The following is a 13,091-nucleotide window of genomic DNA, read 5'->3' as shown; positions in this document are numbered from 1 at the left end:
TGTCGCAACCCGATACGAGTAACCCGTTGAGGGAGAGGGAAGAACTGTGCGCACGTCCGGGAGCCGGCTTTTCACCAGTGAGTCCGTGACCGAAGGTCATCCGGACAAAATCTGTGATGCCATCAGCGATTCCATTCTCGACGCGTTGCTCGCGGAGGATCCGCGCAGCCGGGTCGCGGTGGAAACCCTCGTGACGACCGGCCAGGTCCATGTCGCCGGTGAGGTCACCACGTCGGCGTACGCCGATATTCCCCGAATTGTCCGGGAAAAGGTGTTGGAAATCGGATATGACTCGTCGGCAAAGGGATTCGACGGAAATTCCTGCGGTGTGAATATCGCGATCGGCGCGCAGTCACCGGATATCGCGCAGGGTGTGGACACCTCGCACGAGGCCCGTGTCGGCGGCTCCGACGACGAGATCGAGCGGCAGGGCGCGGGCGATCAGGGCTTGATGTTCGGTTACGCCACCAAGGACACGCCCGAGTTGATGCCGCTGCCGATCGCGCTCGCGCACCGGTTGTCGCGGCGGCTGACCGAGGTCCGCAAGACCGGTGTGCTGCCCTACCTGCGCCCGGACGGGAAGACGCAGGTCACCATCGAGTACGACGGCGACCGCCCGGTCCGCTTGGACACCGTGGTCGTCTCCACCCAGCACGCCGCCGACATCGACCTGGACAACCTGCTCGCCCCCGACATCAGGGAGAAGGTGCTCGAGGCGGTGCTGGCCGACTTGGACGTGCCGAGCCTGGACATCTCGGACATCCGCCTGCTGGTCAACCCCACCGGCAAGTTCGTGCTCGGCGGCCCGATGGGCGACGCGGGCCTGACCGGCCGCAAGATCATCGTCGACACCTACGGCGGCATGGCCCGCCACGGCGGCGGCGCCTTCTCCGGCAAGGATCCGTCGAAGGTGGACCGCTCGGCCGCCTACGCCATGCGCTGGGTCGCGAAGAACGTCGTCGCGGCCGATCTGGCCGATCGCGTCGAGGTCCAGGTGGCCTACGCGATCGGCAAGGCGGCTCCGGTCGGCTTGTTCGTCGAGACCTTCGGCACCGAGAAGGTGGACCCGGCGCGCATCAGCACCGCGATCACCGAGGTCTTCGACCTGCGTCCCGGCGCCATCATCCGCGACCTGGACCTGCTGCGCCCGATCTACGCGCCGACCGCCGCGTACGGCCACTTCGGCCGCACCGACGTCGACCTGCCGTGGGAACACACCGACCGCGCGGACAAGTTGCGCGCCGCCGTCGGACTCTGATCTCGACCAGGTCCGAGTGAACGAACCCGCGGCGGACATCCCCGCCTCCGAGGCGGACCGTTCGGCCGCGGGTCCCGCGGGCGTCGAGCTGCCGATCGCCCGGGTGCTCCCGCTGCTCTCGCCCGCTCACCTCGATCGCGACTTCGACTACGTGGTGCCCCCCGAGCTGGACGAGCTCGCCCAGCCGGGGGTCAGGGTGCGGGTGCGATTCGCCGGACGGCTGGTGGACGGCTACCTGCTCGCTCGAATGCCGCACAGCGACCATGGCGGCAAGCTGGTCGCGCTGGAACGCGTCGTGTCCGGTGAACGCGTGCTGACTCCGGAAATCCTCGACCTGGCGGAGAAGGTCGCGTCCCGGTACGCGGGTACGCGCGCCGACGTCCTGCGGCTGGCCATCCCACCACGCCACGCCCGCACGGAAACCGGGGGCAAGAAGAAGTCCGCTGCGGCACCGGCAGAGTCCGTCGACTCCACGGTCGCGCCTTCTGCCTCGCCGGTGGACGCGGCGGCATCCGGGTGCGCGGGGGAATCCGGGACAACCTGTGCCTCAACGTCATACGGTCGAGACGGTGACACCAATGCCATGCCAGCCGCAGCGCATCGCTTCGCACGGCTGGTGAACTCCTCTGTGTCGCAGACCGATCCGGCGGTCGGCGGGCATGGATCCGCGTCGGAGGATACCGAAACCGGCGGTGTGGCCGATGAGGACCGCGAGGCCCTCGCAAACGAGGACGCCGCGCGGCAAGCTCACTCGTCTTCGGCGAATACTGCTGAGCCCGAGAGCGAGTCGTCTTCGGACGGCGAGATACACCGTGCGCCGGCCAGCAGCGACGGCGCGGATGAGGCCCGCGAGGTCGCGCTGCTCGAGGCCGTTGATCTCGCTGCCTGGGAGCGCTACGTGCACGGTTCGGCTTTCGTCGGTGCCCTCGCACAAGGCAAAGGGGCGCGTGCGGCCTGGCAGGCGCTGCCCGGGGAGCACTGGCCCCGGCGGCTGGCGGAACTCGCCGCCGTGGTGGCACGGCAGGGCCGCGGCGCGATCCTCATGGTTCCCGATCAACGCGACCTCGACCGGGTACTGGCGGAATGCGTTCGGCTGGTGGGGGACTCGGCGGTCGGGCTGTCCGCTGGACTCGGTCCCGCCGCGCGGTACCGGCGGTGGCTCGCGGTGCTGCGCGGTTCGGCGCGGGTGGTGGTCGGCACGCGCAGCGCGGTGTTCGCCCCGGCGGCGGACCTCGGGCTGATCGCGTTGTGGGACGACGGCGACAGCACCTACGCCGAACCCCGCGCACCGTATCCGCACGCGCGGGAGGTGGCGATGTTGCGGGCGCACGACACCGGTGCGGCGTTCGTCGCCGCCGGTTTCGCGCGGACCGCGGAGATCCAGGCGGTGGTCGACTCCGGCTGGGCGCATGACCTGATCGCCCACCGTGCCGTGCTCCGCAAAACCGCTCCGCGGATCAGCGCCCCCGGCGACAGTGATATCGCCCTGGAACGCGACCCGGTCGCGAAGGCCGTCCGGATTCCCGGCGTCGCCTTCGCGGCTGCCCGCGCCGCGCTGAAGGAAGGCGCACCCGTGCTGGTGCAGGTGCCGCGCCGCGGGTACATCCCCGCGCTGTCCTGCCGGAAATGCCGTACTCCGGCCCGGTGCAGGCACTGCAACGGGCCGCTCGCGCTGCCGGAGACCCGCCGGGCGGAAGTGGACGGCGCGGCCGCGCAGAGTCCCGCGTGCCGCTGGTGCGGGATCACCGAGGCCGCGTTCCGTTGTGCCACCTGCGGTTCGCGCGCCCTGCGCGCCGTGGTGATCGGGGCGGCGCGCACGGCGGAGGAACTCGGCCGCGCCTTTCCCGGCGTGCCGATCCGCGGCTCCGGCGGCGGCGCCGTGCTCGACACCGTCGAGCCGGGCCCGCAGGTCGTGGTCGCCACGGTCGGCGCCGAACCCGTGGTCCCCGGCGGGTACGGCGTCGCGCTGTTGCTCGACGGCTGGGCGCTGCTCGGCCGTGCCGACCTGCGGGCCGCCGAGGACGCGTTGCGCCGCTGGATGGCCGCCGCGGCGCTGGTCCGCGCGCACGGTCAGGTCGTCGTCGTGGCCGAGCCCTCGATCCCGACCGTGCAGGCGCTGGTCCGGTGGGATCCGGTAGGCGCGGCGCGGGCGGAGGTGGCGGCGCGGGCCGAGGTGGGCTTCCCGCCCGCCGTCCGTCTCGCCGCGATCGATGGCACCGCCGACACCATCGCCGAACTGCTCTCGGCGGCGGACCTGCCCGACACGGTCGACCGCCTCGGACCGGTGCCGCTGCCGGACGGCGCCCGCAAACCGTTCTCCTCCGGCGATGCGCCCGCCGAAGTGGAGCGCTTGCTGTTGCGGGTCGATCGCCGATCCGGAGCCGCGCTGGCGCGTGCTCTGCGCGCGGCTCAGGCGGTTCGCAGCACGCACCGCTCCGACGCCCCCCTTCGCGTGCAGATCGATCCGGTCGACATCGGCTGACGGTCGCCGGACCCGCGAGCCGACCCGGCGATTTCTCCGCAATCGCCGTGCGCACCCAGGTCGCCAGGTCTTCGCCGCCTAGGCGCCAACGGCGGTGACCCGTTCACGTCACCGCCACCCGGACGATGCGAGACGCCGGAACTCCGCCAGCCGAGGAACGTCGGGCGGTGCTCATTTCTCGTTCGCGCAGCGTGCTGCCCGAGCCTCAGACGAAGGCCGCTCGATTGCGGGCGGCCCAGTCGGCGTACTTCGTGGCCGGACGCCCGAGCACCCGCGGCACATCGGGGCTGATCCGCTGTTCGGCGGGCGTCGGCTCGCCGAGGATGGTCAGTGTGTGCTCGGCCACCGGCTCGGGCATGAACTCGAGCATCGTCGAACGAGCTTGCGTACGAGTCAATTCGACGAAGCGCAGCGGCGCGCCGATTGCCGCGCCGAGTGCCTCGGCCTGAGCCCGCGGTGTGGCGAGTTCGGGCCCGGTGAGGGTGTAGACGTGCCCGTCGTGCCGGTCGTCGCGTAACGCCGCTGCCGCGACCGCGGCGATGTCGGCCGGATCGATCGAGGGAAGACCGATGTCGCCGAACGGCGCGGCGACCATGCGCTGCGTGCGCACCGCGTCCGCCCACGCATAGGTGTTGGAGAAGAATCCGGACGGCCGGAGAAAGGTCCAGGCCAGCCCGGATTCCCTGATCGCCGCTTCGTAGGCGACGAGCCTGGCGTAGCCCGCGGCGTCCGGACGAGTGGCGACGCCCTGCGAGGACACGAAGACGACGCGCCGCACGCCTGCCGCCGCGGCGACTTTCAGCACCTGCTCGGGGGCCGGACCCGTCACCAGCTGCTCGCCGGTGATCAGGAGAAACAGGGTGTCGGCTCCCGTGACGGCGGGGGAGAGGCTTTCCGGTTCGCCCAGATCGGCTTGAACCGACCGGACGCCGGCGGGCAGCGAGAGGTCCGCATGCCGGGCGACGGCCGTCACCTCTTCGCCGGCGTCCGCCAGCAGGCGCACGAGCGGCGCGCCGATATTTCCGGTGGCTCCGGTGACCACGATCATCGTCAACTCCTTAGTTAGTTGCCTGACTAAATGCACCGTAGCCGATCGTCGCCGCGCTGTCTACAGTTAGTTGTGTGACTGACTCACAGGCGAAGGCCGGATCGGGTAAGCGGGAGCGGCTGGTCGATGCCGCGGCCCGGGTGTTCTATCAGCAAGGCGTGGAGAAGACGACGATCGCCGACATCGCGCGCGCCGCGGAGGTCCCGGTCGGCAACGTCTACTACTACTTCAAGACGAAAGACCAGCTCATCGAGGCGGCCATCGGCTCGCACGCCCGCATCCTCGATGCCGTGATCGCCGCGAGCGATCAGCACGAGACGCCCGCGGAGCGATTGAAGGCCCTGATCGCGGGGTGGGTCGCCGAGCGTGACCAGACCGTGCGATACGGATGTCCGTTCGGCACTTTGTCCTCGGAATTGGACAAGCGGGGAGATGGGTTGGACACCGCGGCCGCCGAGGTGATGCGGGTGCTCGTGGACTGGGCCGAGCGGCAGTTCGCCGCGATGGGACGGGCGGACGCTGAGGAACTCGCCGTCGCCTATGTCGCCGCGTATCAAGGAATCTCGCTGCTCACCAATACTTTTCGTGATCCCGAACTGATGGTTGTCGAAGGGGCGCGGTTGTCGCGCTGGATCGACTCGCTGGTGAGCTGACCTCGGACGGGGCCCGGAAATCGAAACCGGGCCTTGCGCTCGATGCATTGCCGATATATCGTCGATAGCATGATACGACCACGAGAGCCTTGGGAGGCTGACATGCAACACCGAGAACATCGAGAATTCGGCCGTCGCGGCCGGGGCCCACTGCCCGGTCACGAGGGCTTCGAACACGGGCGGCGCTTCCGTCGCGGCGGGCGCCACGGTTTCGGACCCGAGTTCGGGCCGGGGTTCGGTCCCGGTTTCGGGCCCGGCTTCGGGCCGCATTTCGGCCGCGGCCGCGGCCGCGGCGGCCGGGGCAGGCGTGGAGACGTCCGTGCCGCCGTGTTGTTGCTACTCACCGAGCAGCCCATGCACGGCTACGAACTCATTCAGCAGATCCGCGAGCGCAGCAACGACATCTGGCGGCCGAGCCCCGGATCGATCTACCCCGCGCTGGCGCAACTGGAGGACGAGGGCTTGGTCCTCATCGAGAAGGTCGCCGGGCGGAAGACCGCGAAGCTCACCGAGTCCGGCGCCGAGTACGTCGCCGCGCACCGCGACGAGCTGGGCGATCCGTGGGCGGACGTGCAGCAGGATGTCGGCGCTCAGGCAATGGACCTGCGCGCGCTCGTCGGCCAGCTGATGGGGGCGGTGGCCCAGGTCGCCGCGGCCGGTACCCCGCAGCAGGCGGCGCGGGCGGCCGAGTTGCTCACCGAGACCCGCAAGTCCCTCTACCGCATCCTCGCCGAGGACGAGACCCCCGAGAAGTAGGGGAGGCGAAACACCCCGATACCGCGCGCATTTCGAGTCGATCAGGGGGATCATTGTGAGATGCGACAGTGGAGCCGAGCGGGAACTTGGGGCGTTTCACACTTGCGTGCCGCCGTGCTGGCCTTCGTGCTGGCCGGTGCGGCCGCGCTCGGTCCGGGCGTGGCGTCGGCCGAGCCGCTCGGCTTCCGCCCGCCCGAGGTGCCGACCGACGCCGCTCCGCCGCAATCGGATCATCTGGCCGCCGCGTGGTATCAGAAGAGTCATCCGGATGCGGTCCCGAGCGGCACCAACGATTTCGACTGCGTGCCCAGTGCCGGCCATCCCCGTCCCGTGGTGCTCGCGCACGGGACCGACTCCTCGGCGTATTCCGATTGGTCGGGGATCGCGCCGCAGCTGACAGCGGCCGGATTCTGCGTGTTCGCGCTGAACTACGGGGGCAAACCGGGCGCGCACAGCTATGGCACCGAGGATTTGGTGCTCAGCGCCTACCAGGTCGGCGCGTTCGTCGATCAGGTCCTGGCGGCCACCCACGCGGGCAAGGTCGATCTGGTCGGGTTCTCGCAGGGCGCCAACGTGACTCGCTACTACGTCAACAAGCTGGGCGGCGCGCCCAAGGTCGAGCAATGGGTCGGCCTCGCGTCGCCCAGCTACGGCGGTGTGATGTACGGGCTGGTGCCGGTCGCCGAGGCGATCCCCGGCGCACTGCAGGCGTTCGCCCAGGTGACCTCGCTCGCCGCCGTGCAGCAGGCCGAAGGGTCGCCGATCATGCTCGATCTCAACGCGGGCGGCGACACGGTGCCCGGCGTGCGGTACGTGACCGTCGGCAGTCGCGTCGACGAGATGATCCAGCCGTTCGAGAACATCGCGCTGCGCGGGCCGGGCGCCCGCAACATCGCGCTGCAAGACCTTTGCCCGGCCGATCTCACCGGGCACTTCCACATGGTCTACGACCCGTTCGTGCAGCAGTTGCTGCTCACGGTGCTGGATCCGGGCAGCCCGGCGCCGGTGTGCCGGCCGGTTCCGCTCGGCACCGGTATCCCCGAGGTGATCATCGCGGGGCATTCCTGAAGTCGCTGAACCCGGTGCACCGGCTGCTCGCCTGGTCGGTCGGGTCGGTGATCGGCCGGCGCGTCCGGTAGTGAAACGCGATCCGCTGAGGCGGCCACCGTCCGATCCCGTCTCGTCCATCGGCTTCGTCGCCGATCTCGGGGTGTCGAGCCCACCCGGTAGCATCCCCAACGCTCGCGGTTCCCGCGGGATGGGGCGGTAGCTCAGTCGGTTAGAGCCGTGGACTCATAATCCATTGGTCGCGGGTTCGAGCCCCGCCCGCCCCACAAATAGGCCCTGATCAGGGGGTTTTGTTTTTTCACGAGCGGTTTCGATCTTGAACAGCGCTCGTCCACGATAGATAATGCGCCTTCGCATCGGGCCGTTGACAACCGGTAGAAGTGATCGTTGAAATAGCCCAACGATGATCGATCCTTGGCGCTGCTGATCCCTGGGCTCGGGATTTTCAATCATTGATTGAATCAACGATGGAAACGTGCTTGACTGGCCGCATGCCGAAGCCGGTTTCCGAAGCCGCAGCCACCACCCGTGATCGTCTGCTGACCGCCGCCGAGCGTCTACTGCTCGAAGGCCGCTACGACGAGGTGTCCGTGCGGGGCATCTGCGCGCAGGCCGGAGCGAATCCCGCGGCGGTGCACTACCACTTCGGATCGAAGGACGCCTTGGTCGCGGCGCTGCTCGAGGAGCGGCTGGGCCCGGTATGGGAAGACCGGCTGGCCGCTGTCGCCGACGGGCACGGCTCCATCGGCGAGGTGGTCGACGCGGTGATCGAGCCGTTCGTCGAGCTGGCCGCCGATCCGGTGGGCCGGATGCATCTGAGACTGCTGGCGCAGTTCGTCCTCGGCAGGCAGGTGACCGAGTGGCGGCAGCCGTGGTTCCGCATCGATGCCTGGGTGCGCCTGCTGCCGGGGCTGAGCGAGCGCGAGAGCATGCGCCGGTGGATGTTGGCGTTCGACCTGCTCATCATGCGATTCGGCAGTGCGGAGCACCGAGAGATGTCGCAGGAGGCGGTGGCCACCCTCCGGGAATTCGTGGTGGCCGGATTGACCGCGCCGACAGGAGAGAAACGATGAACGACGTATTCACACCGGCCCGGCTCGGGCCGATCACTTTGCGCAACAGGGTGATCAAGGCCGCGACATTCGAGGGCCGCACGCCGGACGCCCTGGTGACCGACGACTTGATCGAGTTCCATCGCGAGGTCGCCGCCGGTGGGGTCGGGATGACGACCGTGGCGTATTGCGCGGTCGCTCCTGGGGGCCGGACCGACCGGCACCAGATCTGGCTGCGTCCGGAAGCGGTGCCGGGGCTGCGAAGGCTCACCGACGCCGTTCATGGCGAGGGCGCGGCGGCGAGCGCGCAGATCGGGCACGCCGGTCCGGTGGCCAACGCGGCGTCCAACCGGGCTCCGGCCCTGGCGCCGAGCCGGATGCTCAGCCCGCTGTCGATGCGCATGATGCGAAGCCCGGACGAGGACGGGATCCGTGCACTCGTGGCCGCGCATGCCGACGCGGCGAAGCTGGCCGAGGAGGCCGGTTTCGATGCGGTGGAAATCCATTTCGGGCACAACTACCTGGTCAGCTCGTTCCTGAGTCCCAAGCTGAACCGCCGCACGGACCGGTACGGCGGCAGCTTGGTCAACCGCGCGCGGCTGGCCCGTGAGATCGCCGCAGCTGTTCGGAAAGCCGTTGGCGGCAGGCTCGCGGTGACCGCGAAACTGAACATGGAGGACGGAGTGCGGGGCGGGCTCACCGTGCCCGAATCGCTGCAGGTCGCCGCATGGCTGGAAGCCGACGGCACGCTGGACGCGTTGGAACTGACGGCGGGCAGCTCACTGCTCAACCCGATGTTGCTGTTCCACGGTGACGCCCCGCGCAAATCCTTCGCCGACGTTCTCCCCGTGCCGGCCCGGTGGGGCTTCCGTATGGTCGGTAAGGCCTTCCTGAAGGAGTATCCGTACCGGGAGGCGTATCTGCTCGAGCGTGCGCGGCACTTCCGGCGGGAATTGTCGATGCCGCTCATTCTGCTGGGCGGCATCACCAACCTGGACACCATGCGGCTGGCGAGGGCGGAAGGCTTCGAATTCGTCGCCATGGGTCGTGCGCTGCTGCGGGAACCGAACCTGTTGCGCCGCATCCGATCGGATGCGTCGACGCGGTCTGCGTGCGTGCACTGCAACGAATGCATGCCCACGATCTACACCTGCACTCGCTGCGTGTTCCGCCCCGGCCAACCGCGCGAACCCGTCGAGCTGACCCTGTCGAGTGGCTCCGACACGCAGCCATAGGCGGCCGCAGGCTCAGCGTCCGGCGTAGGCTGCGGCGAGTTCCGCGGGATCGAGCGCGGCGACGAGCATCACCGCCGTCGCGATGTCCATAACCAGATGCGGGAACACCGTGACGGCGATCTCGTGCCGCGTCGGCGGGGCTTCGCCAGGCGGGCGTACCACGACGGCGACGACGACCAGCGCGTCGAGCAAGAACATGGCGGCGAGGATCCAGCCGATCACCGGGTAGGGCAGACCCGGCGCGTGCGCGGTCGCGTGATGGACGTGCTCCGGCGGGGAAGCGTGCGTGCCGAGCGTCGCGTAGACCATCGCGAGCGCGGCGACACCGTGGTAGACGGCGGCGCCGATCCGGTCGGCGCGCTCGGCGGACCGCTCGCGCGCCGCGGCGGCGACCAGCCACAACGGCGAGGCGATCGCGAGAGCGCCGAAGAGCAGCCGCCACTCGAGCACGGAGAGATTCGCGCCGACGGCGCTCCACATCGCCGCCATGGTGGCGAGCATGACCGCGTGGAACAGCTCCGAGCCGCGCTCACCGTAACGGGCGAGTCGTCCCGGCGCCCGGCGCGGACGGAGCAGACCGACGGCGGCGACGGCCGCGCCGCAGCAGCACAGGACGATGATCCCCCAGGTCGCCGCGGGCGGCAGCCCGGTGTGGTGCACCTACGCCGGCGTGACGCGCACGTCGTGCCGCCCGCCCAGGTCGACCTCGATGATGCCCTCGCCCGCCTCGTCGGCGACCACGCTGGGCGCGGTCGCGCCGGTGACGCGGTAGGTGCGGTGGGGGATCAGCCGTCGCAGCCCCAGCCGCACCCGTCCGGCTCCGCGACCGGGCCGTAGCACCAGTTCCAGGGCGCTGCCGTCGGTCACCGCCTTGGCGACCAGGACATCCGGATAGGGCGCTGTGCCGAGGATCGGTCCGGTCCGCCACTCGGGCGGCACCGCTCCGAGCACCAGGTCGCGCAGTCCGTCGGGCCGGTTGAACCGGGTGAGTGCGTGGTGGGCGTTGGTCACCGTCGAGACTCCCGCGAAGCGCCGGGCGCCGTTGCGCTCGTCGACCCGATACCGCTCGTGCATGGAGCGCACCAGGGCGGCGGCGAGGTCGGATTCGCCCATTTCGGCGGCGGCCGTGGCGACGAAGATCCGCGTCATCCCGTCACCGTTGATCACGTTGTAGTTGCCGAGGTCGACACGGGTGCGCGAGCTGCCGCGCAGGCGCACCCGCTGCCCGTCGAAGTCGATGAAACGATCGCGCAGCGTGGTCCAGGTGTCGCGGGCGAGGTCGGGCATCATCGCGTTGAGCCAGGCCACCATGCCGGCGTCGTAGCCGAGCACGGGCCTGCTGATGGTGATCGATGGGCCGAGCCGGCCCGGGATGAACCGCCCGTTGCGCAGGCGCCATCCGTCGTGCAGGTAGCTGTGCCGGATCCGGTCGACCAGGTCGCCGGTGAGCGCGGTGCCGTGCAGGCGATCGTGCATCACCAGCGTGTTGAAGGCGAAGACATTGCAGATCGGATAGATCAGGTGCGGTTCGCAGGCGTATTGCGGACAGTTCTCGCGCGCGAGCATATTACGGCGAATCGCCGCGCTGAGGCGCGCGAAGTCGTACTCGTGCACCAGCTTCGGGCTCCATCGCAGCGTCAGCCCGCCGGGCCGGTCGAAGCCGGGGTCGGCGTTGAGGGTCTCGTAGAGCCCGATCATGACGCCGAAGTACCCGGAGTACATGACATTGGCGTGCCGGATGGGGTCGGTCTCCCTGCGGCCGTAGCCGATGAGGCTCTCGGTCGCCCAATATCCCCAGACGCGCTTGTCGCACATCTTGAGGATTGCGTTGCGTTGCGCCTCGGCGAGGTACCCGGTGAACGCGGGCGTCCTCGTGTATTGCGCCATCGCGAGCGCGTAGCCGATGAAGTTCAGCTGGTATCGCAGTGCGCTGCCGCCGATCTGCTCGATGCGGTCGAAGCCGTCGAATCGGTCGAGCGGTTGCAGGGCGAGGTCGAGCACGAAGCGCTGGAACGCCAGATCGTCCTGATCGGACTCGACGACGGGAGGCGCGGTGCCCGCTGCCGGTGCGCTGGTCATGCCGCCGCCTCGTACCCGGCGGCGCCGGAAGCGGGGACGTCCGCGGGACCCGCGCGGTACGCGGTGGGCGGGAATTCGATGGGCTGCTCGGATCGCCCGCGCAGCCGACGCCAGAGGCGATGCGCACCGGCGGCGAGGTAACCGGCAAGGAGACAGCACGGCATCGGACTACTCGCTTCCGCAAGCCACGAACGCTGTGGCAATGAGATGTTTGGACATTTATCTTATCAACCTCGCCGCCGCGGGGGAAGGCGCGCGGCTTCCAATCATCGATGAAGCGGCGAGTGTCGTGGAATATCCTGCGAGACAGCAGTTTCCGAACTCAAACGGGTGCGGCGGCGTGAGCATGATGACAAAACGAAATGATGAAAGGTTGATAATGTTTCCATTGCAACTTCTCATCTACTCGGCTACGGGAGAAGATCAGTGAGCAATGGACACGGCCGGAAGGCGCTGAAGACGGCGGTGGGAGCAGCCAGCGTGGCGCTCTGCACGGTGATGGGGACGGCGGGGGCCGTCGCCGATCCGAACATCCAGATTCCGGGTGCCGATGACGGACTACCCAACTGCGCGGTGCTGAACATCAACGCGTTCGCCGGATACATCGGCACCGGAGAACCACGTCCGACCAAGGCGATGGACGAGAATTTCGCGACCGCCCCGGTCGGGGACTGGTGCAACACCAACGTCGGCTACTCGTCCACCAGTTACGGTCCCGAGGGAGTCACCTTCGTCAATCCGCCTACGCGGGACGGCCTGTTCCCCTACAACAACTCCGAGGTCTTGTCGAAGCCGGTGTTCGAACCCGGCCAGACGATGACCATCGACATCAAGGGCGCTCCGGATCTGACCGGTCACAACGGCACCGCGGGGTGGGGCGTCTCCAACCGTTCCATCGATCCGCTCGGGCTCGAGATCGCGTGGTTCATGTACAACGGCTCGCACGGATTCCTCGGCGACGCCAGCGAACTCACCCGGCCGGTCTTCAACGTCCTCGGGCAGGATCTGCCCCGCGGGTTCTTCCTGATGGTCAAGCGGGGCGGTGAGCTGGTGCCACAGATCACGCCCCTCGACCCGGCACTGCTGTCGGACGATCACGCCTACGCGGTCCGGCTCACCGAACAGCACGTGGAATTCTTCATCGACGGCGCGCCGGTCGGGACATTCGCCAGCCCGCCGCACGGCAAGGGCGTCAACATCCTGCAGAAGCCGGTGCCGCTGCTCGGGCAGGCCTGGCTCGACGGCAGCTACTGGTTCCCGCTGCCGATTCCGGAGTACAACGACCGGGAGCAGCGGCTCACCATGACGCGGTATCGCCAAGGGCCGAGCGAGACCACTCCGCTGCGTTGACCCGGCGCCCCCGCCGTGGGTCGTGATTCGCGTGCGCACCGAACTTCGTCGCGGGCGGATTCGAGGCCGCTGTCTCGGGTATGCGCCAGATGTCAGCTTGTTCCGATATC

12 protein-coding genes and 1 tRNA gene are annotated in these 13,091 nt (G+C 69.0%); 10 read left to right on the top strand and 3 right to left on the bottom strand.

Features of this window, described 5'->3' with window-relative positions:
• Positions 1–46 precede the first annotated feature (46 nt).
• Both metK and ACWDMM_RS08335 read left to right on the top strand, forming a co-directional pair.
• Entirely contained in the window at positions 47–1,258 is a 1,212-nt protein-coding gene (gene metK / locus ACWDMM_RS08340; protein ID WP_084486213.1) for a methionine adenosyltransferase, read from the top strand.
• Between the two features lie 88 nt (positions 1,259–1,346).
• Positions 1,347–3,740: a primosomal protein N' family DNA-binding protein gene (locus ACWDMM_RS08335; RefSeq protein ID WP_449936925.1), complete on the top strand. Its 2,394-nt coding sequence runs from the start codon at positions 1,347–1,349 to the stop codon at positions 3,738–3,740.
• A gap of 205 nt (positions 3,741–3,945) precedes the next feature.
• On the opposite strand, the gene ACWDMM_RS08330 is transcribed toward ACWDMM_RS08335, so the two are convergent.
• Positions 3,946–4,788, bottom strand: a complete 843-nt coding sequence (locus tag ACWDMM_RS08330) for an SDR family oxidoreductase (protein ID WP_357110378.1) — start codon at positions 4,786–4,788, stop codon at positions 3,946–3,948.
• A gap of 74 nt (positions 4,789–4,862) precedes the next feature.
• Here ACWDMM_RS08330 and ACWDMM_RS08325 point away from each other — a divergent pair, with 74 nt between their 5' ends.
• From ACWDMM_RS08325 to ACWDMM_RS08300, 6 genes are all read left to right on the top strand, one after another.
• Complete coding sequence (locus ACWDMM_RS08325) at positions 4,863–5,441, top strand: TetR/AcrR family transcriptional regulator (RefSeq protein WP_195082357.1); 579 nt, start codon at positions 4,863–4,865, stop codon at positions 5,439–5,441.
• A 102-nt stretch (positions 5,442–5,543) separates the two neighbouring features.
• Positions 5,544–6,197 (top strand): PadR family transcriptional regulator, encoded by a 654-nt coding sequence (locus ACWDMM_RS08320; protein WP_195082358.1) that lies wholly within the window; start codon positions 5,544–5,546, stop codon positions 6,195–6,197.
• A gap of 60 nt (positions 6,198–6,257) precedes the next feature.
• Positions 6,258–7,265 carry an esterase/lipase family protein gene (locus tag ACWDMM_RS08315; protein ID WP_195082359.1) on the top strand — a complete coding sequence of 336 codons (1,008 nt, stop codon included), beginning with the start codon at positions 6,258–6,260 and terminating at the stop codon, positions 7,263–7,265.
• Positions 7,266–7,457: 192 nt separating this feature from the next.
• A tRNA-Ile gene (locus tag ACWDMM_RS08310) sits at positions 7,458–7,531 on the top strand.
• Positions 7,532–7,756: 225 nt separating this feature from the next.
• Positions 7,757–8,338 carry a TetR/AcrR family transcriptional regulator gene (locus ACWDMM_RS08305; RefSeq protein WP_195082360.1) on the top strand — a complete coding sequence of 194 codons (582 nt, stop codon included), beginning with the start codon at positions 7,757–7,759 and terminating at the stop codon, positions 8,336–8,338.
• On the top strand, positions 8,335–9,552 hold the full coding sequence (locus tag ACWDMM_RS08300; RefSeq protein WP_357110383.1) for an NADH:flavin oxidoreductase: 1,218 nt from the start codon (positions 8,335–8,337) through the stop codon (positions 9,550–9,552). The genes ACWDMM_RS08305 and ACWDMM_RS08300 overlap by 4 nt, the downstream gene beginning before the upstream one ends.
• Before the next feature lie 12 nt (positions 9,553–9,564).
• On the opposite strand, the gene ACWDMM_RS08295 is transcribed toward ACWDMM_RS08300, so the two are convergent.
• Together ACWDMM_RS08295 and ACWDMM_RS08290 are read right to left on the bottom strand one after the other, a co-directional pair.
• Positions 9,565–10,212, bottom strand: a complete 648-nt coding sequence (locus ACWDMM_RS08295) for a DUF5134 domain-containing protein (protein ID WP_449936691.1) — start codon at positions 10,210–10,212, stop codon at positions 9,565–9,567.
• Entirely contained in the window at positions 10,213–11,631 is a 1,419-nt protein-coding gene (locus ACWDMM_RS08290) for a linalool dehydratase/isomerase domain-containing protein (RefSeq protein WP_357110389.1), read from the bottom strand.
• Between the two features lie 211 nt (positions 11,632–11,842).
• On the opposite strand from ACWDMM_RS08290, the gene ACWDMM_RS08285 reads away from it, so the two are divergent.
• A complete protein-coding gene (locus tag ACWDMM_RS08285) occupies positions 11,843–12,061 on the top strand; it encodes a hypothetical protein (protein ID WP_449936689.1) in 219 nt (72 codons plus the stop codon).
• On the top strand, positions 12,058–12,981 hold the full coding sequence (locus ACWDMM_RS08280; RefSeq protein WP_195082364.1) for a hypothetical protein: 924 nt from the start codon (positions 12,058–12,060) through the stop codon (positions 12,979–12,981). Before ACWDMM_RS08285 ends, ACWDMM_RS08280 begins: the two co-directional genes overlap by 4 nt.
• Positions 12,982–13,091 lie beyond the last annotated feature (110 nt).

Source organism: Nocardia sp. NPDC003726, from assembly GCF_053586955.1.
The sequence above is the reverse complement of the archived record's forward strand: the minus strand, read 5'-3'. Positions and strand labels throughout refer to the sequence as shown.

Coding starts and splice junctions, on each gene's coding strand:
- ACWDMM_RS08290 (WP_357110389.1), bottom strand. CDS start 11,631: ATGACCAGCGCACCGGCAGCGGGCACCGCGCCTCCCGTCGTCGAGTCC.
- ACWDMM_RS08300 (WP_357110383.1), top strand. CDS start 8,335: ATGAACGACGTATTCACACCGGCCCGGCTCGGGCCGATCACTTTGCGC.
- ACWDMM_RS08320 (WP_195082358.1), top strand. CDS start 5,544: ATGCAACACCGAGAACATCGAGAATTCGGCCGTCGCGGCCGGGGCCCA.
- ACWDMM_RS08305 (WP_195082360.1), top strand. CDS start 7,757: ATGCCGAAGCCGGTTTCCGAAGCCGCAGCCACCACCCGTGATCGTCTG.
- ACWDMM_RS08330 (WP_357110378.1), bottom strand. CDS start 4,788: ATGATCGTGGTCACCGGAGCCACCGGAAATATCGGCGCGCCGCTCGTG.
- ACWDMM_RS08315 (WP_195082359.1), top strand. CDS start 6,258: ATGCGACAGTGGAGCCGAGCGGGAACTTGGGGCGTTTCACACTTGCGT.